The 20,966-nt window shown below is 38.1% G+C and carries 19 protein-coding genes; 2 read left to right on the top strand and 17 right to left on the bottom strand.

Annotation, left to right across the window (positions count from 1 at the left end; all coding sequences use genetic code 11):
- Positions 1-4: 4 nt before the first annotated feature.
- Entirely contained in the window at positions 5-1,243 is a 1,239-nt protein-coding gene (locus A2X74_RS05615) for a TIGR04372 family glycosyltransferase (protein ID WP_293624295.1), read from the bottom strand.
- Between the two features lie 99 nt (positions 1,244-1,342).
- On the opposite strand from A2X74_RS05615, the gene A2X74_RS05610 reads away from it, so the two are divergent.
- The gene (locus A2X74_RS05610) at positions 1,343-2,848 is read left to right on the top strand and encodes a PfkB family carbohydrate kinase (protein ID WP_293624293.1); all 1,506 of its coding nucleotides are present in this window, start codon (positions 1,343-1,345) and stop codon (positions 2,846-2,848) included.
- A complete protein-coding gene (locus A2X74_RS05605; protein ID WP_293624291.1) occupies positions 2,845-3,558 on the top strand; it encodes a nucleotidyltransferase family protein in 714 nt (237 codons plus the stop codon). Before A2X74_RS05610 ends, A2X74_RS05605 begins: the two co-directional genes overlap by 4 nt.
- On the opposite strand, the gene A2X74_RS05600 is transcribed toward A2X74_RS05605, so the two are convergent.
- The 16 genes from A2X74_RS05600 to A2X74_RS05525 form a co-directional block, all read right to left on the bottom strand.
- Positions 3,548-4,642: a putative sugar O-methyltransferase gene (locus A2X74_RS05600; RefSeq protein WP_293624289.1), complete on the bottom strand. Its 1,095-nt coding sequence runs from the start codon at positions 4,640-4,642 to the stop codon at positions 3,548-3,550. The two genes, A2X74_RS05605 and A2X74_RS05600, sit on opposite strands and share 11 nt — an antisense overlap.
- Complete coding sequence (locus A2X74_RS05595; RefSeq protein ID WP_293624287.1) at positions 4,642-6,684, bottom strand: glycosyltransferase; 2,043 nt, start codon at positions 6,682-6,684, stop codon at positions 4,642-4,644. The genes A2X74_RS05600 and A2X74_RS05595 overlap by 1 nt, the downstream gene beginning before the upstream one ends.
- Before the next feature lie 108 nt (positions 6,685-6,792).
- On the bottom strand, positions 6,793-8,004 hold the full coding sequence (locus A2X74_RS05590; RefSeq protein WP_293624285.1) for a TIGR00180 family glycosyltransferase: 1,212 nt from the start codon (positions 8,002-8,004) through the stop codon (positions 6,793-6,795).
- Positions 8,005-8,040: 36 nt separating this feature from the next.
- Positions 8,041-9,402: a polysaccharide ABC transporter ATP-binding protein gene (locus A2X74_RS05585; protein ID WP_293624284.1), complete on the bottom strand. Its 1,362-nt coding sequence runs from the start codon at positions 9,400-9,402 to the stop codon at positions 8,041-8,043.
- Positions 9,403-9,408: 6 nt separating this feature from the next.
- Entirely contained in the window at positions 9,409-10,233 is an 825-nt protein-coding gene (locus A2X74_RS05580) for an ABC transporter permease (RefSeq protein WP_293624283.1), read from the bottom strand.
- Between the two features lie 119 nt (positions 10,234-10,352).
- Entirely contained in the window at positions 10,353-11,165 is an 813-nt protein-coding gene (locus A2X74_RS05575) for a sugar nucleotide-binding protein (protein WP_293624282.1), read from the bottom strand.
- A complete protein-coding gene (locus A2X74_RS05570; RefSeq protein WP_293624281.1) occupies positions 11,165-12,964 on the bottom strand; it encodes a thiamine pyrophosphate-binding protein in 1,800 nt (599 codons plus the stop codon). The genes A2X74_RS05575 and A2X74_RS05570 overlap by 1 nt, the downstream gene beginning before the upstream one ends.
- 22 nt (positions 12,965-12,986) lie before the next feature.
- Positions 12,987-13,814 (bottom strand): SDR family NAD(P)-dependent oxidoreductase, encoded by an 828-nt coding sequence (locus A2X74_RS05565; protein ID WP_293624280.1) that lies wholly within the window; start codon positions 13,812-13,814, stop codon positions 12,987-12,989.
- Positions 13,815-13,843: 29 nt separating this feature from the next.
- Positions 13,844-14,614, bottom strand: a complete 771-nt coding sequence (locus A2X74_RS05560; RefSeq protein ID WP_293624279.1) for a CmcI family methyltransferase — start codon at positions 14,612-14,614, stop codon at positions 13,844-13,846.
- A 30-nt stretch (positions 14,615-14,644) separates the two neighbouring features.
- Complete coding sequence (locus A2X74_RS05555; protein ID WP_293624278.1) at positions 14,645-15,703, bottom strand: alpha-ketoacid dehydrogenase subunit beta; 1,059 nt, start codon at positions 15,701-15,703, stop codon at positions 14,645-14,647.
- Positions 15,704-15,720: 17 nt separating this feature from the next.
- Positions 15,721-16,695 carry a thiamine pyrophosphate-dependent dehydrogenase E1 component subunit alpha gene (locus A2X74_RS05550; protein WP_293624277.1) on the bottom strand — a complete coding sequence of 325 codons (975 nt, stop codon included), beginning with the start codon at positions 16,693-16,695 and terminating at the stop codon, positions 15,721-15,723.
- A 12-nt stretch (positions 16,696-16,707) separates the two neighbouring features.
- Positions 16,708-17,367 carry a class I SAM-dependent methyltransferase gene (locus tag A2X74_RS05545; RefSeq protein ID WP_293624276.1) on the bottom strand — a complete coding sequence of 220 codons (660 nt, stop codon included), beginning with the start codon at positions 17,365-17,367 and terminating at the stop codon, positions 16,708-16,710.
- Positions 17,368-17,386: 19 nt separating this feature from the next.
- The gene (locus A2X74_RS05540) at positions 17,387-18,373 is read right to left on the bottom strand and encodes a GDP-mannose 4,6-dehydratase (RefSeq protein ID WP_293624275.1); all 987 of its coding nucleotides are present in this window, start codon (positions 18,371-18,373) and stop codon (positions 17,387-17,389) included.
- An 11-nt stretch (positions 18,374-18,384) separates the two neighbouring features.
- Complete coding sequence (locus A2X74_RS05535) at positions 18,385-18,957, bottom strand: SIS domain-containing protein (protein ID WP_293624274.1); 573 nt, start codon at positions 18,955-18,957, stop codon at positions 18,385-18,387.
- A gap of 18 nt (positions 18,958-18,975) precedes the next feature.
- Complete coding sequence (locus A2X74_RS05530; protein ID WP_293624273.1) at positions 18,976-19,917, bottom strand: SDR family oxidoreductase; 942 nt, start codon at positions 19,915-19,917, stop codon at positions 18,976-18,978.
- Between the two features lie 29 nt (positions 19,918-19,946).
- Entirely contained in the window at positions 19,947-20,915 is a 969-nt protein-coding gene (locus A2X74_RS05525) for a glycosyltransferase family 2 protein (RefSeq protein WP_293624272.1), read from the bottom strand.
- Positions 20,916-20,966: the final 51 nt, after the last annotated feature.

The raw sequence follows: 20,966 nt of genomic DNA, 5'->3' as shown, positions 1-20,966 counted from the left end.
TACGTCAAAGAAATAAATGGTTATGTTTTTGAACAAACGCCTTGCCAATAGAGCCCCCGGCACCATACCCATAATTATTTTTTTTAAATAGGGTGGAATAAAGTCTTTTTAATCTCTCTTCTAATTCTGTCGATTCTACAAAATCAAAAATTCGTTCATGCATCTCCTTGACTAAGTCTAAAATTTCATCCGGTGTATTCGCAACAGGCATTACGCCTGCGTCCTCGTACTGAATGGGATCTCGATAGTCAGCCATCTGTTGTGAAAATATATATGGGTACTTCAAATAATTTCCAGATGAAATTTCTCTTAGCAACTTAGGGATACTAAGATCAAATGGTGAATACCCGAGTGTAGATACTGGGATCATATTCGCCAAGGCGCATGGTACCCCGAAAATACTAGAAAGAATCCAAATACCAGAAGAGTTGCCCACGAAATACTTAGCTCCAGCAGCCAAAACTACGTCGCCTCTGGGTGATCGCAGATAAGAGTGGGCATAATCAACCACCCCCTTGATTTCAGGGCCTTGAGACATAGATGGGTCACCCATTCGGACACACCATCCGCCACTCTCAATCACATACTGCATTGCTGGAACCATATCCTCAATAGCCGTATTGCGATGCGAATGAATAATTTCATCTATAGGAGAATATCCTGCCTCGCGATTATGAAAGCATACATACCAACCACCCTCAGGAATGCCAAGTTCCCTCAATAATTCTTCTAAATAATTTCTATCAGATTCCCTTAAAGACAATACGGGCTTCTGAACGCCCCACGCAGAATTAATTTGATAGTATCTAGCGGCTCCACTATTAGTCAAAATAAAGTCATCTATGCAGTAGACCATAAAGTATCTAAGACTAAGAATCCTCAAGAAGCCACATAAAGCAGGATTCACAAATATTTGGAAATGCTCTTGCCAATAGGACAGAAGATGGCAATTAGCCACTCTTTTTTTGGGGGCCAAAAAGAACCACCTCCTCTTAGGCAATAACCCCAGCAACTTCATTTTCTTAAAGCAATCAAATTCTGCTGCAAGATGTCCAATTCTGTCGGTGAAGACTGTTACACGCCTAAAACCAATTAAATGTCCAGAGATAGCTATAGGGGAGAGCAAAGCCCAAAAAATATTTATAAAAATTATTTTCAATCCCTTTAGAATGAACAGATAAAATCCATAGGATCGATATTTCATTAAGGCAATTTGAAAGTAAGAGTAGTAAACATTTCTCATTAATTAGAATCCACACCAGTTCCACGAAAACTGTTAATTTTATTTGCGAACATTTCCCATTTACTTTTATCAAGCTTCAACAGCTCTCATTATATAAAAATGAATAAAACCCCAGAATTAATATCCGATATTGACAGGGCAGTATTAGAAATACGGTCAAAAATAACCTCTGACGCGAAAATTTCCTTAGTGACTGGCAACTTTAACGTTATTCACCCAGGACACCTAAGGCTCTTAAATTTTGCAGCGGACTGCTCAGACTTTCTTGTGGTCGGGATACATGAAGATGGACATGATGGCGTGTTTATCCCCATAAATCTACGCCTAGAGGGAATGCGGGCCTTATCATCTGTCGTAAATCAAGTAATTCCTATTAATAATAATATTACAGAACTAGTCCAAAAACTAAAACCGAATTTTATAATTAAAGGCAAAGAGCACGAAAATAAATTTAATGAGGAATTCGAAGCTGCTAATACTTATGGCGGAAAATTACTTTTTTGCTCTGGAGAGATGCGGTTTTCATCACTTGATCTTTTGCGGAAAGAATTGCGAAAATCAAGTAACTCGAACATTGAAAAACCTTCGGACTTTCCTGAGAGGCACGGATTTACTCCATCAAACCTATCGAGATACGTTGAGAATTTTCAGGCATTGAAAGTAATTGTAATTGGGGACTTAATAATTGATGAATATATCTCTTGCGATACACTTGGACTCTCTCAAGAAGACCCTACTATCGTAGTCACCCCCCTCAAAAGGGATCTTTTTATTGGAGGCGCAGGAATTGTAGCTGCACACGCTCAGAGCTTGGGCGCGGAAGTTGAATTATTTAGCATTACCGGCGACGATGATGCCGCCAAGTTTGCCAACAAAGTATTGCAATCAATGAAAGTCTCTCCCAATTTATTTATTGACTCTAGCAGGCCAACGACTCTCAAGCAGCGATACAGAGTACAAAATAAAACTCTTCTTAGAGTAAGCCATCTCAAGCAGCACGATATAGCCACATCCTTATCTACTAAAATCTTTGACAAGATTAAGATAGCCATGAGAAATGCTGACTTACTTGTCTTCTCAGACTTCAATTATGGCTGCTTACCTCAGGGCCTTGTAAATTCAATAGTAAATGAAGGCCAATCTTTGGGCTTATTTATGGTTGCAGATAGCCAATCCTCATCGCAAATGGGGGATATTTCTAGATTTCAAAACATGCAACTCATCACGCCAACAGAGCATGAAGCTCGCCTAGCTCTTCATGGATCAAAGATTGGCCTTACAGTGCTAGCCGAAAAACTTCATGAAAAAACAAACGCAAGACATTTAGTTATAACTCTTGGTGCCGAGGGGCTGCTAATTCACTCCCCAGAAAGCGCAAGCAAGAATTTAAAAACAGACCTATTGCCAGCATTTAACTCTAGTCCTAAAGATGTTTCTGGGGCCGGAGACTCTTTCCTAATTTGCAGCTCTATGGCTCTATCGCTAGGGGCAAATATTTGGGAAAGCGCATATCTTGGGTCGATAGCCTCTGCATGCCAAGTATCGAGAGTTGGAAACACGCCCCTAAGAAATGATGAAATTCTTAATGAGTTAACCCAAAAATGAATGCACTCCTTTTAGCTGGCGGATTTGGGAGTCGCCTCAAGCCAATAACAAATACAATACCCAAATGCATGGTGCCAATCAATGGGCGACCACTGATAGATTACTGGCTCGAAATTCTTTTTGAATACCCCGAAAACCCAATTAACAGGGCCTTAATTAATACCCACTACTTACCAGAAATTGTTACTACATATATTCAAAACTGTAAATGGCGCTCGCTTATTTCAATCTCATATGAAGAGAGATTGCTTGGAACGGCAGGGACTATATCAAAAAATAGGGATTTTTTTGAAGGGAAATCATTTCTTGTGGCCCATGCAGATAATTTATCAAAATTTAATCTTGACTCATTTATTCACGCTCATGCTGCAAGGATGCCTAAAGTAGAAATTACGGCAATGTCTTTCATCACTGATGCGCCACATTCATGTGGAATCCTAGAGATTGATGAAAATAATCTTATTACATCTTATACAGAAAAGCCCGAACACCCATCAAGCAATCTTGCAAATGGCGCTGTCTACATATTCGAACCCTCAGTAATCGCATTTATCGACTCATTTCAAAAACATGAAGTCGACATTGGAAGGGATATATTGCCCCACTATGCCGGAAAGATGCAGGCTTACCACAATAGCATTTATCACAGAGATATCGGCACACCCGAAAGCTTAAGACTGGCAAGAAGAGACTTCAACTCTAATCTTTAAACTCCACCACCATCTTCCTGTCATATAACCACACTTCACCGCCTTGGGTTGCACCCCTCAAAGGCCGATTTTTTAATTCTTTGCCGTACCCTAAAAATATTCTCTTATCTTCTACATTGGTAAAATTAAAACCAAAACTCTTATAATCCTCGTCGGTAGGAATCCCAATGAAATATTTTTGTAAAATATTATGCACATAATCATCTAGCTCCATGTTCATGAATTGCTTGCAGGCATTGTATGAATAAAGCCATCCCCCAGTAAATTTCATAAGAAATTGACAGTAATAATGTAGCTGGCCCTCCGACATCTCCTGAAATGAGTTTTGGTTAATTGACAAATCAAAACTCATATTTCTTCTTAAGTTTTCAATCTTAAAGTTTGGGATTAGAATGAACTTGTACTCTTCAGAGATCTTAACCAAATCAATATCGACATCATCAACGGTTGGTATATAGATTTTATCTGCATCGTTATTTATACTTAAAAATGTGGCCGACCAAAACAATGTTTCTGGATAATCAATGCATATAAATGTTGTATTGTTATCCATAATTCTTGATAGTTGGTAGATAAGCTGACCATATCCCGGCCCAATTTCTAAAACATATTTTCTTTTTTTACCTTCATTTAGAAGGCCCAAAGAATGTAAATTGTGGATGCACGCCTGCTCTTTAACAATATCAGAGTTTACAAGCTTTCCTTTGTATCTAATGCCAATTTGCGAAACCACTTCGTTAGTCTCGGGCTCACTGCACCAAAATTTTTCAGGGAGCACAGAAATGTATTTTTCATACTTTTGAATTATTGGGATTTCAAGTGCCTCGGCATCCGTTAAAGCCAAATGGCCACTATAAAAATCTTTGTTCCACGGATTTCCAATAAAAAACCCCATGCCAATATGACATCTAATTTTTTCAAGCTCATTAGCAGGAAGATCTCTAATATAGCTGAGGAACTTGTTTATATTTTTCCAAAATTCGCTTGGTAAGAAAATGTTGCCTACATCACTCTCGTCCCTGAATTTAATTAAGGAAGTTATATTTTTTCTTATTTGCTCTATTTTTTTTATATTTTTTGACATTAATTTTTATCTAACCATTTTTTTAAAATTAGAGAGACAATCATTCTTAATCGATGAACGGTATTATGAATGAATGTCATAGTATTAAGTTTAAATTTTCTTTTAAATTCTTGAATTTTATATAAATACTTATTTCTAATATTGAAGATTAATGATGGACTCTTCCAAATAAAATATGCCAAAATAAATCTATAGCATTGGATATTCGAACGCATAAATTTATAAATATTTGGGGATAATGCCGATAAAATAACTGGATAGTTCAAAAAGTCAGTTTTTAAATCCTTGTTATTTTTTTCATTTAGCACCCTAAATAACTCTTTATAAACCTCATTCTGTCTGTTTAAGTTATTTATACCTTGTGCGGAATACGATGTTTTCAGAACCCTCAATGCTGCAAGAGGTTCTGGAATTACACAAAGCCCCCGCCTCAAAGCAATAGCCTGATTAGCAAACCAGTCCGCATGCCACTCCAATTTTTTGTTATAACCGCCCATCCGCATGATTTCATCCCTTCTTACAAGGGCGCCATTTGTAGAAAGCCATACTATTTCCTCCTTTAACCACTCTTTATAGCGCCATGGCGAAAAATATGCCGGCATTCTTCCATAGTTAAAAACCTCGGCAACTTCTTTCTGTGGATGAAATTTACCAAAATCTTCATAAAACAAAGCATATTCAGATTGCACGACACCCACCCCAGGGAAATTCTTAATCATTTCCTCTGACTTCCTCAAAAATTCAGGCGCCATTCGATCATCGGCTGCTACCCAATTTATATAATCTCCTCGAGCCAGGCCCAATGCCAATTCTATACTTTCCAATTGCCCTTTATTTATATTATTTTTAACTAAGGTAATAAATTTGTACCTTTTGCAGTATTCTTCCAAAATGGAAATACTTTCATCTGTTGAGCCATCATCTACTATGATTAATTCATTTGGGAGGCGGGACTGGGAGCAAATCGCGGAGAGCGATTCCCTCAAATACTTAGCATGATTATAGTTAGCCATTATCACGCTGATGGTTGGGCTTTTTATATGACCCTCAATAAGTGCACCGTCTTTGCCGGATAAATTTTGCTGCTCAATGCGTTTATTTTTTATATAAGCTTTCGCCAATTTATCAGCATGAAGCGGGATTAGGGCATTTGTACAGTATTGAGAAAAATTAAAAATATAAGGCCAGCTAAATATGGGATATCTCACAAAAGTATTTAACACTTCACGATCTAGAGGGGTGAAGAGTACGGGGTGACGTGAGAACACAAACGCAATATCCCAATAAGTGGGTTTGGCTAAAACTTTTAGCAAATTTTTAACCACCGCCTGTTGGGCTTTCTGATTACTATAAGCTAGAGCAGAGTGTGATAGAGCGCTGCGCGCTGAAATCACCCCCAACATTTCAGGAATAACGCATACACCATATCTAAGAGCAATTACTACATTCACAAACCAATCTGAGTACCATCTAAGCACCTCTTGAAATCCCCCACACTTAATGAGGCATTTTGTACGGTATAAAACAGCATTTGATGACATCCAGACATTTCCACCACCAAGCTGAGCTCTAAAAAGAGTGGGGGATAAATATCTTGGATACTTTCTTAAATCAAATGCTCCATTAGTTGAGGGATCTAAACTTAAATCATTAATAGTCCCAGTAGACGGATCATAGATTGCGTAACTAGAAAATGAAAGTCCAGCATTAGGGTATTCATCCAGAGTACCGATAGATCTTTCTAAAAAATTAGGCATCAAAAAATCATTCCCAGATATGACAGCCAAGTATTCAGTATCTACATAGTAAAAAGCCTTCTTTAGTGATGCGAAAATACCCAGATTCTCCAAATTGCGTAACGGATGAATAAAGGGGTATAGATCAGCATACTCTTCAATGATTTGTGGCGTCAAATCAGTGGAACCATCATCAACAAGAATTAGCTTATGAGGCAAAACTGATTGTGTTACAACCGCTTCAAGCGCCCTCCTCAAGGTTGAGCTTTCATTGAAGATGGGGATTATGATAGTAGCTGATCTCATTTAAGATAATAATTCGGAAGTGCAAAATAAGCCTGTAAATTCTATATCAGCCTAGAATCCAATACTAATTTATTCTGACGTGAATTTAGAAAACATTCTCGTGAAAAATTAGTTATATTTTTCGAAAATTTTATAAATAGTCTTAGTAGCAACCGAAACTGAAATGTTATCTTTTCTTATTTTTTCTAAAACTATATTGTTGAATTCTACATTAATGTTTTCATTTATAAAAAATCTTTTACTCGTGGCCCTCGGCATTTGGCTCATACAATTTGTAATAATTTTCTCAATTTTTTCACCAAACAGCGATATCAATTTCCGCGCTCGAACTCTAAATAAGTAAGATTTTTCATCGAATTCATTATTTAATGCGGAAAACGCTCTGCCAATAATCTCTTTATCATCACAAAGATTTATTTGAGCATTGATGGCAGTCTGCAAAACACCAACGCCCAATGATCCAAATATATATTTGGCATGTATTAAATCGACTATATTTTTTAGTTTTATTAAGTCATATTTAGTTTCAATACTTTCTTCAATTAATGAAACTAAGTTATTGCGATAATTTATATAGGCAGAAAAATAATCATTAATATCTGCCGACACCCACTCGACTGGATGCCATTGTCGAGGCACATCAACTGATGAAGTTCTACATCGACCTGCGTAAATAATTGGCAACCGCTTTACCTTACCCTTTATGACGCCATACGAACTTTGCATAAGCTCAAAGAATAAAGGGCTCTCGTTTTTGGAAGCCTCTATGAGTGCATCAATTTGAATATCGGTCCTAAACACTGAGTAGAAATTTGACTGGTATTCAGTGAAAAGAGTGTCAAGCCTTAGTAATAAATTTAACTCATCAATTGATTTATTATTATAAATAATATCATCAACTAGATATTTTCCATTACCGCCATCAAAACCAAAATAATATCCTTGGGCGCTGATATAGTCAGGGTTAACTTCTAAAAAATTAACGCACTTTAATAGCGCATCCAACACAACTATATCGTCATCGGCACAAAATACACAGTATCTAGTATGGACCCTTTTGAGCCCATCGACCAATTTCTCCTTAAATTTAATATCTTTGCTATACCTGACGTGTTCAAATGCATTGTTTATATTTTTAACATTAATTTCATAATTTTTATCATCACTTGAATCTAGTATAAGTACTGCAATAGAAAACTCTCCATGTAAATAGCGAATTAAATTCGCCAACATTTTTGGCCTGTTATAAGTAGGAACTACAATGGTCAACAAATCACTATTTTTATACAAAACTAAATCCTTTGATATATTACTTTCCATAAGTAACCCTAAATATAAGTATGAGACGCCCTTTAATTAATCAATTGAGCGCTTTCGATAAGTCCCCCACTTCATTATTGGGCGGATTGGTACATCATCCCAGCTACCCTTGAACTCTAAACGCATAACGCCTGTATCGAAGACCGAAAAATCAGAACAGCTATGTGTTTGAAAATAAAATTCGTTTTCTACTATCAATATTCCATTTACAGAATACATATTATCATTTAAAAAGTTAGGCGGAATTCTACATTCAGACCTATAAATACCAGGGGTTAGGGGCTGATCACTAATTTCGCCCTCATCTATACAAGCAGAAATATAGTTAGGCGTGGCCAGAAAAGGAACGCCCATATTGTCAAGCAAATGAATAGCGACATTTATTTTTGAGGTTTCGAAAACCTCATACTCAAGCTCAACCATAATATCTTTATCTATATCTACAGTTCTTTTAACAACACCATCTTGAAGAACTCTTATGCCTTTCATCTGTACTTTTTGCAATGGGATATCGGGAGATTTAGTCTCTTGAATAGCTTCAGAGCATGAGACTTGAGTTAATTCTTCATTATTATTTTCACCATAATCAATGCTTGATTCGATAACATTTGCATGTATTTGATCAATTGTGTGTTCGTTATATTCTCGATATACATCCGCTATTCTTCCATCGGCAACCAATTCACCATTCTCAAGGAAAATGGCACGACTACACATTGATTTAATTGATGATGCACTATGACTAACGATTACAACTGTTCTACCAGATTTAATCATCTGATTAAGCTTCTCATATGATTTTTTTTGAAAAGCAGCATCACCAACTGCAAAGACTTCATCAAGAAATAAAACATCGGGATTAAGATTGATTGCAACAGAAAATGCCAGCCTTACGAACATTCCACTTGAATAGTGCTTCACAGGCATCTTTAAAAATTTTTCAATGCCAGCGAACTCCACAATCTCTTCATATCGCTCGCGAACCTCTGCGCGAGTCATCCCAATAACGGCACCATTTAAATATATATTTTCATGACCACTAAGCTCAGGATGGAATCCAGTTCCTATCTCCAAGAGCGATCCGACTCGCCCCCAAATTTTTGCCTCTCCTTTTGTCGGCCTAATTACTCTAGATAAAATTTTTAGAAGAGTGCTTTTGCCTGCTCCATTTGCACCTATAAGCCCTACAACCTCTCCTTTTTTAATTTCAAATGAAATATCAGATAAAGCCCAGAAGTCTCCAACATCAACATTAAAATCATCACCCTCAATAAGTAAACTATTATTTCGCGAGGAAAATAAATTTCCCGCCAGATCTCTAAGGGATCCCGATACAGATAGCTTACCTAGCTTATAACTTTTCCATATCCCTTCAACTTTAATTGCAATATCACCCATGGTGTTTTATAAATTATCCGCAAAATCATCGGCGCACTTTTTAAAAAAAATTAAGCCTGAAAAGAAAATTACAAATATTGTTAGAAGTGAAGATAATTCATGGTTTAATGCCCCAAAATTCACGCCAAAAAGGGCCCAACGAAACCCATCGATCACCACTAGCATTGGATTAAAGCTCAATATATTCCTTAAGTTTTCTGGCCAGAAACTCGAAGAGTAAATAATTGGACTTAAAAAAAATAATATAGATAGAAAAAATGGAACCACAATCGCAAAGTCCCTATACCTCACATTCAATGCCGATGTCCATAACACAATTCCAGATGCGCCCATTAATAAAATCAGAATAAATATTGGCAGAGTTATTAAATTTATTGAAATAAACTCAGGCGTTACCAAGAAATAACTAATTAGCAGAAATAGAATTAATATTAGAAAATCACACGCACCAATAATTACCAAAGCTAAAGGGATAATAATTCTTGGAAAAAATACTCTAGATATTAGCCCTTGCTCAGACAAGATGCACCCAGTTCCCTCGCCTATAATACGCGAAAAAATTAACCAGGGTATGTATGCACTAAGTATAAATAGCGAATATGGCACTCCTGACGGTGAGAGACCCGGCATAGCCTTAAAAACCGTGGCAAGTATAACCATCATAACTAATGGCTGAAGAATCATCCAACCTAAACCTACTGATGTCTGTTTATATCTAACCGTCAACTGTCGTAGAACTAGCGCGCGTAATAATTCCTTATGGGCAAGCAAGTCCTTCATGTCTATTTTTTGCATGTGCTGACTTATATTAATAAAATCATCTTCTTTCAATTTAATACCTTTATATTTTTATTTCCATGTAAGCGATGATTTTTTGACTTTATATACCTACTACTTTAGACATTACTTATAGAATAAAACTTTAAAGCTGTTTCTCCACCACTCAAAACTCACCCCGCCGCATCAATGATAATTTTTTCTGCACTCAATGGCTCAACCTCAAGAATCAATTTTCCAGATTTAAATGAATTTATTTTGCGTCTCTCAGAGCCAATATCATCTATAAAACAATATTTCGGCTGAATTAATTTACTATTTGCGCCGATTTTTTTTGCTAGCTCTAAGGCGGCATCATAATAATTAATTCGCTTTGAACCTTCAAGAACGTACAACCCATATTTTTTTTCCACAACCACTTCAAGCAAAAAATTTGCACAAAATTTCAAGGTTATTGGTGAAAAATATTTATCCAAAAAGGGAGTAATAACTCTATTATTCTGCAGATCCAAAGCCCAATTAACAAATAAATCAAATTTTGAGGGGATAACTTTGCTCATTCTTACAACACAAGAGGCGTACAAATATTTATGTAAATAAATCTCTACTTCAGCTTTTTGAATACTGTATTGTTTGTGAAGCATGGATTTGTCGGAAACCAAATCGCTTGATAGATACACAACATGTATACCCGCTAAAATCAACTTGTCTATCAGTTTTTTTGTTGCCGTAACATTTATAATTCTCGAAATGTCTGGCTCTTTTTCGCAATTCTCAACGTTTGTCATTCCAGCACAGATAACAGCGGATGTTATTCCGCTGGGAGGCGCCCAGTGGTCCAAATTATCAAGTAAATTTAGGTGGATCTTATGCGGGCTTAAAGGTCTCCTACTGGTACCAATTACATCTATTCCACAATTAGATAACTCTTGATACAAAGCTGCACCAATTAAACTATCTGCACCTACAACTAAAATCTCACTCATCAATTTTTACCACGAGTCAATGAGACTGAAAGAGGCTCAACTATCATGTTACACAAAAATTCATCTCGCCTTAAAAAAGGTTCTCCATCTTCAATAGGGAATCCATATTTAACCTGGGGTGCAACGCGAAAATCATCAGGTATATGAACATCGCACAATACCGGCCCACTCAAATTAAACACATTAGTTAGCACTTCTGAAATTGATGATTGTGTTTCAATTTGAAACGAATTAATTCCGTAAGCTTCGGCAACTCTGGGAAAGTTTGGCATTGACAGTCCACCAGTTATTGAAGAGCCGACATACTCGGAATTAAGCCATTGATCCTGAGTCTGCTTGATCATGCTATAACCAAAATTATTTATTACAAATATTTTGATGTTTAATTTATGATGGGCAATAGTAGCGAGCTCTTGTATATTTAGTTGGATTGAGCCATCTCCGACAATGCAAATAATTTTCTTATCTGGATGAACAAAAGCGCAAGCTATTGCAGCGGGCAATGCATATCCCATGGGGGTATTATTGAAAGCATGAAAGAATCTTTGTCCGTCTTTAAATTTAAAGCTTTGCATTGCCCAAGCCAATGCACATCCAGTATCAGATACAATTTGATCGCCAGACTCCGCATGCTCCGAGAGTGATTTCATAAAATCGTATGGATTTACACTTAAATGCTCCTTGCTTTCAATACCTGGCGGATATTTATCTTTCCAAGATTTTATTGTCGCCCTCCATAAATCAATATTTGGAAGATCATTCTTATCCAAGATATTTAAAAATAGCTCTATGAATTTACGTATATCCAAGCAAAAAGCCTCTTCCACCCTTATGCCGATCTTTTCGAATTTATTTATTTCATGTGGATCTATATCAACCACAAATTTCAACGCATCTCTTGCAAATGTTTGAGGTGGACTACCAGTTGCATGAGTATCCAATCTGGATCCTAGGACTAATATAAAGTCAGCATTTTGAACGGTGTAATTGCCCGCTCTAGTGCCATGAGTTCCAAATGTGCCTACTACTCTTTCATCATTTGGATCAAATAAATCGACTGCAGCCCAAGTAGGGAGAATTGGAAAATTTAACTCCGAGAGAAATTCAGCTAGCACCTCTTCAGCATGACTGAGTCTTGCACCCCAACCCACTATCACTACCGGCCTTTTAGATCTTGTAATTTCCTTAATTAATTTAAACAAGCCAACTTTATGCGTGTTTATTATCGGAGGAGTGTTTGAATCTGGTATCTCGAAAGACTTCAAATTCATTGGGTCAATTTCAACTCTTTGCAAATTGTCAGGTATATCAATCAATACTGGACCTGGCCGATCCATTAAGGCGATATATCTGCACTTTTCCAGCTCATGCCTAATCAAATTAGCATCAGTTAACTTAACTACATACTTAGTTATTGGCCTACATATCTCAACAATATTCGTTTCTTGAAATCCAATTTGTCTAACGCCAGTGCCTTCATTTGACCTAAAAGTTGAGACCTGTCCGGTTATGTAAATTGTAGGCACGGAGTCAAAAAAAGAACAGCAGATTCCAGTTATTAAATTTGTAGCCCCTGGCCCACTTGTTGCAATTGCAGCACCTAGATTTTTTGAGACCCTAGAATATGCATCCGCACACATTGCCGCAGACTGTTCATGATGCGTAAAAACCATCTCAATGTCCGCTCTTTTTCTAATCGCATGAATTAAATGCAAAGAAGCTCCCCCGGTCATACCAAATACATGTTTGATGTTGTTTTGAGCTAAAAATAATGCTACGTAATCTGCAATGGTTATCACAAGTATCTCTTATGTTCTCGTTTTATGAATCGCCCTTTATGGGCCATTCGTTATGAGAACGTCTTAATTTATACATATGCTTATTTTCTTCGAGCACCTTTTCCAAATCCTTATTACCCCATTGATCATTAGGAATACTGAAATTTCTGCCCCCAACAACATCTTTTTTTTGGTGTTCTGCCCAGTCGAAAAAATTTAGTATTTTTTTCATCTCAGTAAATCTATTTTTTTTAAAAACTTCTGCTGTTCGCTGGTAAACGGGCCCTCCTTTTACTTCAGAGTTAAGAACTTCATTATGAATTTTCGTTTTTACCCACCCAGGACCAAAAATAAGCACCCGCAGATCAGGAATTTCTGCGTCCAAAATTTCAGCAAACTTTATTAATGCTATTTTGGATGTGGTGTAAGCTGAAGAACTAATTGGGGTCGACTGCACGCCGCCACCTGCGCTAAACATAATTAAAGCCCCCATGTCATTAGATGGCTCTTTTTTTCTAATCGACAGCAAGGAATGAACCATTCTTAAGGGATTCGTGAAATTTAAATCAATGCAGCTGCGCCAGATGTCTATGCTTACATTTTCAAAATTCGCAATTGGCGTCATAGTTCCCGGTAGAACTAATAATGTACTCCAGTCCTGGATGCAAGCTAACATCTCGCTCGTGACCGCATCAATTGACTTAATATCTAATAAATTGCATTGAAATAATTTAGCGCCTCTTTTTTCAAGCTCTTTAATAGATTGACTGTATGTTCTATAGGTTCCAGCAACATCAAATCCCTTATCGATCCAGTAATTAGCTGCTGCAGCTCCAATATCACTAGAAATTGATAAGATTAACTTTGTCATAAGAGGGTCCAATAAATATATAAGATCTACTAACTCACTCTTTTCAGCCAAGCACTAGGCCATGCAGTCAAGTTTTGAGAAAGATTGCTCTCATTAAATTTCCATGCGGGCTCTTCGATGATAAATTGTGGATTAGATTTTGAAAAATCTTCAGCTGCATTAGCTGGATTATCTTGAATCCACCCCGGTTTTCCTCTGGGAACATCTGCCACCTCTCGCATAATTCCATCTGTTGAAACTATGTAAGAATCAACCGAAACAAGTGGAGAATAAGCAATCAACTCCTTCATAACATGAGCGTAACTATGATCAGAATCTAGAATTACAAGTACCTTAGACCCTGGAGGAGTCTCCTTAGAAACACGCGATAGAGTCTCAGATGAAACAGAATCTCCTTCTATGAGCGTGATCATAGGCGACAATTCATGTGACTCAATAGCATCACGATTTGGCTTTCTAATTTCTACATCAACCCCAATAACCTTCTTGCCATAACCCATACATTTCATAAGGGATGCATAAAAGATAAGCGATCCACCATGAGCTACCCCAGTCTCTACGATTACATCGGGCCTTAAATTATAAATAACCTCCTGTAAGCGCAACATGTCCTCTGGATGTTGTATTACTGGGCGACCCATCCATGTAAATGTATAAGGATATTTTTGATTCCAACTAGTCTTCATCCATAACTTTGCAATTAGCCGATAAGCCTCTAAACTATAAAGATCTAATTTGACATCTCCATCTTTGCTAAATAGCTCCAGAGTTTTTGTCACATCATCAATTACTATTTTCATACTCTCAATTCCTTTAACTAAATATTTTTATTAGAACGGTCCAGTAAAGGCACTATAAGGAACATCTCGATGCTCACTATTTTTATTTAAATTTAATTTTGAATAATCAAACTTAAAGTCACATAACCTTTCTACTGACTTAATGATGCTCTCAAAATCTGGATAATAATTTTCAGCTAGTGCTGGACTTGTTGGACACGGATAATTTGGTAATCCAATACGAGAAGGGCTTTTCTTTAAATCGGAAAAGGCTAATTCTGAGATGGTAGCAATTATTTCCGCAGAAATTCCAAACTCAATTCCTCCGGTATCAGCAACCAATAATCTTCCCGTCTTTTTTACTGAACTCAGAACACAGTCCACATCCCAGGGCTTAATACTTCGCAAATCGACCACCTCAACTGAGACGCCCATTTGACTTAAATATTCACCAGCTTTAAGGGACTCCAAGGTCATATAGGATGAACTAACTATAGTTACATCAGAACCCTCTTTTACAACTCTAGCTTTACCAATCGGAACAAGGTATTGATCTTCAGGCACAGCATCAGGTATAGCATAAAGCCAGCGATGCTCCAAAATAATTACTGGATTATTGTCCGCAATTGCCGACATCATTAGACCTTTTGCATCATACGCCGTTGTAGGCATGAGCACCTTCAACCCCGGTATGTGCGCAAACCATGCTTGCAAACTTTGGCTGTGCTGGGGACCCTGACCCCATCCGCGGCCGATGATCATTCTAATTACCAGCGGAACATTAACTTGGCCGCCAAACATAAAATGCCACTTAGCGGCTTGATTGACCATCTGCTCAATCGCAACCAAGGTGAAATCGACGCGCTGATGGCTTAGAATAGGACGCATACCTGAAATCGCCATCCCAAGCGCAACTCCAGTCATCGCATTCTCCGATAGAGGCATGTCTTGAACTCGAGCCTCACCATACTTCTCTTGAAGCCCAAGAGTAGTACCAAAAATACCTTTAGGATCAGGCACGCCAAGTCCAACCAGAAAGACCGAAGGATCATCCATCATTGCTTGATCAGTGGCCTCCCTAATTGCTTCAAAATACTTTAAATATCTCATTCTCTGAAGGCCTACATTTATTGCGAATATACTTCTGCACTGAAATCAACCACCTGTGGCCAAGGAGAATTTTTTGCAAAATTAATTGCATCTTCAGCCTCTTTATAAGACTTATCCGTTAACTCACCTAACATCTCTTCTGTTAAAACGCCTTGAGATAATAAAAATTTTTGATACAGAGAAATGGGGTCTTTCTCCTTCCAGACTAAAAATTCAGATTCACTTCTATAACCAATATCATTATCGTAATTTGGCCCGCAATGCTCTAACCAGCGATATGTTGTTAACTCAAGCAGAGAAGGGCCCACGCCAGAACGAGCTCGATCAACAGCAGCTTTAGAAGCTTCATAAACTAACTCAACATTATTGCCATCGATTTTTTTAGCCGGCATAGCGTGCGATTTGGCGATATCCACTATGCGTGACTCAGATTTTTGCCTAACATCAAGCGGAGAATACACAGAATAGGCATTATTCTCCACAATAAATACTATTGGCAAATCCTTTAATGATGAATAATTTAGGCTCTCGTAAAATGCGCCTGTCTCTGTTGCGCCATCACCCAAAAATACCATGACCACTTTATTATCTTTCTTTAACTTGCTTGCCATAGCAACACCCGTCGCTATAGGTATGGTACTTCCGACAATTGGAACTGCCCCCAAAAAGCCAGCCTCTAGATCTATTAAATGCATAGATCCGCCTCGGCCGTTTGCACAACCTCCGGACTTTCCGTAGATTTCTGCCATCATGGCATTTAAGTTGCCGCCTTTTGCTAAGTAATGCCCATGTGATCGATGCCCTGAAAATGCATAATCAGTTTTATTTAAAGCTGCGCACGCACCAACTTCGGAGGCTTCCTGTCCGATAACAAGATGCACAGGACATCTCATTTGTTGCTCAGAATAGCAAGAAGCTATAGTCAGCTCTACAGCGCGAATTCTTAATATATTCGCAAAGAGCTTGAGTCGAAAATTGTTATCAATATCCATTAAAAACCTTGATTACGGTATGAACCAATAATAGTCGCCTGTGTAACCAGCTTCTTTAAAGAATTTTATCCACTCATCAACTGACATAATAGTTTTAGCTGTGAGGTTCCACGCGTACATTCTCTCTTTTTCTTCCTCGTTCCTATAAGCATCAACGGTTATGAACGCTCCCAACCTAGATACCCTCTCAATCTCCTGTAGAGCCTTGAGGCAGTCATCTCGATCTAAATTATGTATAGTATTAATTGAAATAACTACATCAAAAGAATTATTTTCAAAGGGTAAATTTGTTGCATTAGCAACCTCAACAAAAGGCTTCATATCAGCCATAGCGTTCTCAATGGCATAGCCTGAAACATCGACGCCTCGGACATTGATTCCAGGAATCAACTCAGATAGATCGTGCATCATAAAACCCTTGGCACAACCAACATCAAGCACAGAGCTATTAGAGGTCAGACTCCAATGTTGCTGAAAAGTGGGAATTACGGGCTGCCAAAATCTAGGGGAATAAGAAAAACCACCATACCCCGTAGATCTATCGCCATCAAAAAATTCCTCACCAAACTGCCTAGCTATGGATCGGTCTAACTCTGTTTTTTCTTGTCCACGGCTAGCAACATCTCGCTTTGCTTTTGGATAATTCGCCAAAAGATCAATTTCTTTTCCCATCTTCGCCTCAAATATTTAGTTACACTTTATGTATATAGTTCATTGGCTCATCACGCAGGATCTCTATATTCTTTCGAACCCATTTAATACATTCGTCAATACCTTGCTCCAAGGTAATCTTATCTGACCAACCTAATTCAGATCGAACCTTTGTGCTATCCAGATGGTAGGCTGAATCTTTTCCGAGTCTTTCGCCAACAATTTGAACATGATCCTCATAACGGGCTCCCAGCTTTTTACAAATTTTAGCGACCAGATCTTTAATAGAAATTACCTCATTAGTCGAAATATGATAAGTTTCTCCATTAATGCCATGTTGGGCAATTTTCCATGTAGCATCTGATACATCATGCATGTGAATAAATGAGCGAGTAGATTCACCGCCGCCATGCAACTGCAACCTCTTGCCAAGCAAGATAAACAGAATTGTTCTTGGAATAATTCTATACAACTGCTGTCCAGGACCATAAACATTTGCAGCCCGAGTAGTCACTACCGGAAAGTCATAAGCGGCTCGAAAGGTTCGTAGACTCATATCGGCCGCCGCTCGGGAAACGGCATATGGGGTGCTGGGATTAAATGGAAAATCTTCTTTTACGAATCCCTCACAACTGCCGTATACCTCAGGAGTGGAAATATGTACATAACGCTTTAAAAAATCCAATTTACGTAAAGCATCGTGAAGTTTTACTGTTGAAACAGCATTGGTCATAAACCAATCTTCTGGGCTATTCCAGCTTTCCCCTACCATGCTTTGGGCTGCGAAATTAATTACATACTCTGGTTTCTCTGCATGAACAAGATCAGCGATTTTATTCAAATCTTTGTTCAAATCTAATTTATGAAAATCAAAATTTTGATGATCGCGCCACTTATAAGGCAACATTGCATCGATAGGCTCTAACGATCGACTGGTGCCAATTACTCTCTGCCCTTGCTCCAATAGATAATCCACAAAGCTAGCGCCAGAAAATGAATTACTACCCACAACTAATACTGGTGGCATAACTACTATCCTTAAATATTAGAATGAGTTGATTGAGAATAAAGATATTGCATCAGCATGTGGCCAACAATAAGTTGCATATCTTCTGCTATTTGCATATCGTCAATAGGAAAATGAATAGAGATATCCGCAAGAGCTTTTGCTTTACCCCCACTAAAGCCCAATATGGCACAAGTCTTAATGCCCATCGATTTAGCTTGGTCTAGGACCTTCACAATATTAGGGGAGTTTCCACTGCCTGATAGACAGATAATTAGGTCTCCGGCTTGCCCTAGGACAGCAAGCTGTTCGGAAAAAATTACGTCATATCCAACATCATTTGCTAAACAAGTCATCACAGCAGGGTTAGAGGTCAAAGCTTGCACCTTCAAACCCTTTCCAGTTTCTTTGGCAATACCATACAAATAATCATTTGCCAGGTGAATAGCATTACCCGCACTTCCGCCGTTTCCACAAAGAAAAACTTGACGCCCTTCTTTCCAACGTCGCTCAACTTCTTGCGCTAATGGAGCAATATTTTCCCATGGATAAGAATTCAAAACCGCAGATAAGCGGTTTGCATAATCTTTAAATAAGGTGGGCATATTAAGCAATGAATTGAATTACAAAGCTAAGTTGGCTTTTTCCATCCACCTTAGATTATAAAAACGATCTTCATCTTTTAATTCGCCCTTTTGATAAGCATCAATAATTTCTCGAACCGCATGCTCAACGGATTTCTTAGGTCTAAAACCGGTGGCTAGCAACTTATCGGAATTCACGCGATATGAGCGTGGATCATTAGACTCGGTTACAACAATTTCTACTGGAATGTATTTGGTAACTGTCCTAGCAATGTCTAAGATTGAAATATTTTCAAAGCCTGCATTAAATACTCCCGTCACACGTGGATTATCCAACAGGAATACATACAAGTCAGCAATATCATCAATATGAATATTAGGGCGCGTTTGATCACCGCCAAAAACCGTTATTTTATTTTTTGATAATGCCTGCATTGTCAAAAGATTTACTGAAACATCAAGACGCATCCGTGGAGATAGGCCGCACACTGTGGCTGGTCGAACAATTTGAACCACCATATCCTCGGCATAGCTCAATAAGACGCGCTCGGAAACCATTTTAGTTTTGTTGTACTCAGAAATTGGTTTTAATTCTAAGTCTTCAGTTACCTGATCCTCTTCTTTAACCCCATAGACGCTTCCAGATGATGCGTAAATAAAATGCTTAATGCCTCTACGCTTAGCCTGATCAGCTAATTGCATGGTAGCAAGCGCACTTACCTCCCAAGTTAGCTTTGGATTCAAATCGCCACACGGATCATTAGCAATCGAAGAAAGATGAATGATTGCATCAACTCCATCAAACGGAATACTTTCAATATTACGCACATCCCCTTTAATGCAACTTAAATTTGCATGTGGTTGATGGTAACTTCCAAACCATTGGGTATCCAATGCAACAACCTGATGACCTTTGGCCAACAATTTTGGCACTAATACATGGCCTTTATATCCACAACTTCCAGTAACTAATATTTTCATGTTGATTATTTGATTATTTGATTATTTGATTATATCTTCCGAAATAATGCAGCAATCATCAGACTTACCGTTCCACGCCATGTTTGTCGATACAACCCAGCAACCTCTAACAGCCGAAATCGATCCTTTAAATCCGCCTGACGCATTTTGCGAAATAGATCTAAAGTTTCTTTACTTCCATGGGTCAAAAATGGTCTTGCGTGCATTAAAACATCAATATTCATGTCACTCCATTTGCGAAATTGACCACCAAAAACCATTCTCATCCGCTTTAATCGGGCGAAAAAGGAATTATTACCCCCTACTAGTGCGTTTTTATGCTGACGATACAGCACTTGCGGCACTGGGTCATAAAAAATAATGCCCCCTACAGCGGTCGACAATTGGTAAAGTAGCCAATCATGGGAAGGGTGATTTACCACCCCTACCGCTTCTAGAAGCTTCTTGGCAATAGGATTAAATACCATCGTGTTTCCACCTGCGATACTCTGAATCAAGGCGTTACGAAAAGTTGGCGGAAAGGAAAAAAGAGGCGATAAGCCAACTTTATTAAGCCCCTCATCCACGTAAGCCGTTCTCCCGCAATATACATAAGGCACATTTACATCTTGATTGGCAATGATACTTGCAAGCGCAACTTCTAATTTAGCTGGCAACCACACATCATCCTGATCGCAAAATGCGTAGTAGTCGGCCTTAATTTCTGGGTCGCACGCAAGAGAAAGAAAGTTCTGACAAAACCCTTTTTTTGGGCCACTGCGAATGGTTAATTTTCCAGAAGGCCACTTGGCCTGATATTGCTGCAATATTTCTAAGGTTTGGTCGGTAGAGCCATCATCACTGGCAAACACAACCCAATTTTGATGGGTCTGACTTTCTAAAGAATCGAGCTGCTCAGCCAAAAACCGTGCTCCGTTATAAGTGCATAGCAATATAGCCACTAAGGAAGCATCAGAAACAGGACTCAAAATAGGATTTTTCTCAATTAAATCAGTCATTTGTGACAATTTCTACCCAATTTTGACCAATTTATTGACAACAAAACCACT

Origin of the sequence: Polynucleobacter sp. GWA2_45_21, assembly GCF_001830325.1 — a bacterium.
Lineage (GTDB): Bacteria > Pseudomonadota > Gammaproteobacteria > Burkholderiales > Burkholderiaceae > Polynucleobacter.
This window is presented reverse-complemented; position numbering and strand designations above follow the sequence as displayed.

What these genes read in the sequence shown, in the direction of transcription:
- A2X74_RS05615 (WP_293624295.1), bottom strand. Translation starts at nt 1,243, where the DNA reads ATGAGAAATGTTTACTACTCTTACTTTCAAATTGCCTTAATGAAATAT.
- A2X74_RS05610 (WP_293624293.1), top strand. Translation starts at nt 1,343, where the DNA reads ATGAATAAAACCCCAGAATTAATATCCGATATTGACAGGGCAGTATTA.
- A2X74_RS05605 (WP_293624291.1), top strand. Translation starts at nt 2,845, where the DNA reads ATGAATGCACTCCTTTTAGCTGGCGGATTTGGGAGTCGCCTCAAGCCA.
- A2X74_RS05600 (WP_293624289.1), bottom strand. Translation starts at nt 4,642, where the DNA reads ATGTCAAAAAATATAAAAAAAATAGAGCAAATAAGAAAAAATATAACT.
- A2X74_RS05595 (WP_293624287.1), bottom strand. Translation starts at nt 6,684, where the DNA reads ATGAGATCAGCTACTATCATAATCCCCATCTTCAATGAAAGCTCAACC.
- A2X74_RS05590 (WP_293624285.1), bottom strand. Translation starts at nt 8,004, where the DNA reads ATGGAAAGTAATATATCAAAGGATTTAGTTTTGTATAAAAATAGTGAT.
- A2X74_RS05585 (WP_293624284.1), bottom strand. Translation starts at nt 9,402, where the DNA reads ATGGGTGATATTGCAATTAAAGTTGAAGGGATATGGAAAAGTTATAAG.
- A2X74_RS05575 (WP_293624282.1), bottom strand. Translation starts at nt 11,165, where the DNA reads ATGAGTGAGATTTTAGTTGTAGGTGCAGATAGTTTAATTGGTGCAGCT.
- A2X74_RS05565 (WP_293624280.1), bottom strand. Translation starts at nt 13,814, where the DNA reads ATGACAAAGTTAATCTTATCAATTTCTAGTGATATTGGAGCTGCAGCA.
- A2X74_RS05560 (WP_293624279.1), bottom strand. Translation starts at nt 14,614, where the DNA reads ATGAAAATAGTAATTGATGATGTGACAAAAACTCTGGAGCTATTTAGC.
- A2X74_RS05555 (WP_293624278.1), bottom strand. Translation starts at nt 15,703, where the DNA reads ATGAGATATTTAAAGTATTTTGAAGCAATTAGGGAGGCCACTGATCAA.
- A2X74_RS05550 (WP_293624277.1), bottom strand. Translation starts at nt 16,695, where the DNA reads ATGGATATTGATAACAATTTTCGACTCAAGCTCTTTGCGAATATATTA.
- A2X74_RS05545 (WP_293624276.1), bottom strand. Translation starts at nt 17,367, where the DNA reads ATGGGAAAAGAAATTGATCTTTTGGCGAATTATCCAAAAGCAAAGCGA.
- A2X74_RS05540 (WP_293624275.1), bottom strand. Translation starts at nt 18,373, where the DNA reads ATGCCACCAGTATTAGTTGTGGGTAGTAATTCATTTTCTGGCGCTAGC.
- A2X74_RS05535 (WP_293624274.1), bottom strand. Translation starts at nt 18,957, where the DNA reads ATGCCCACCTTATTTAAAGATTATGCAAACCGCTTATCTGCGGTTTTG.
- A2X74_RS05530 (WP_293624273.1), bottom strand. Translation starts at nt 19,917, where the DNA reads ATGAAAATATTAGTTACTGGAAGTTGTGGATATAAAGGCCATGTATTA.
- A2X74_RS05525 (WP_293624272.1), bottom strand. Translation starts at nt 20,915, where the DNA reads ATGACTGATTTAATTGAGAAAAATCCTATTTTGAGTCCTGTTTCTGAT.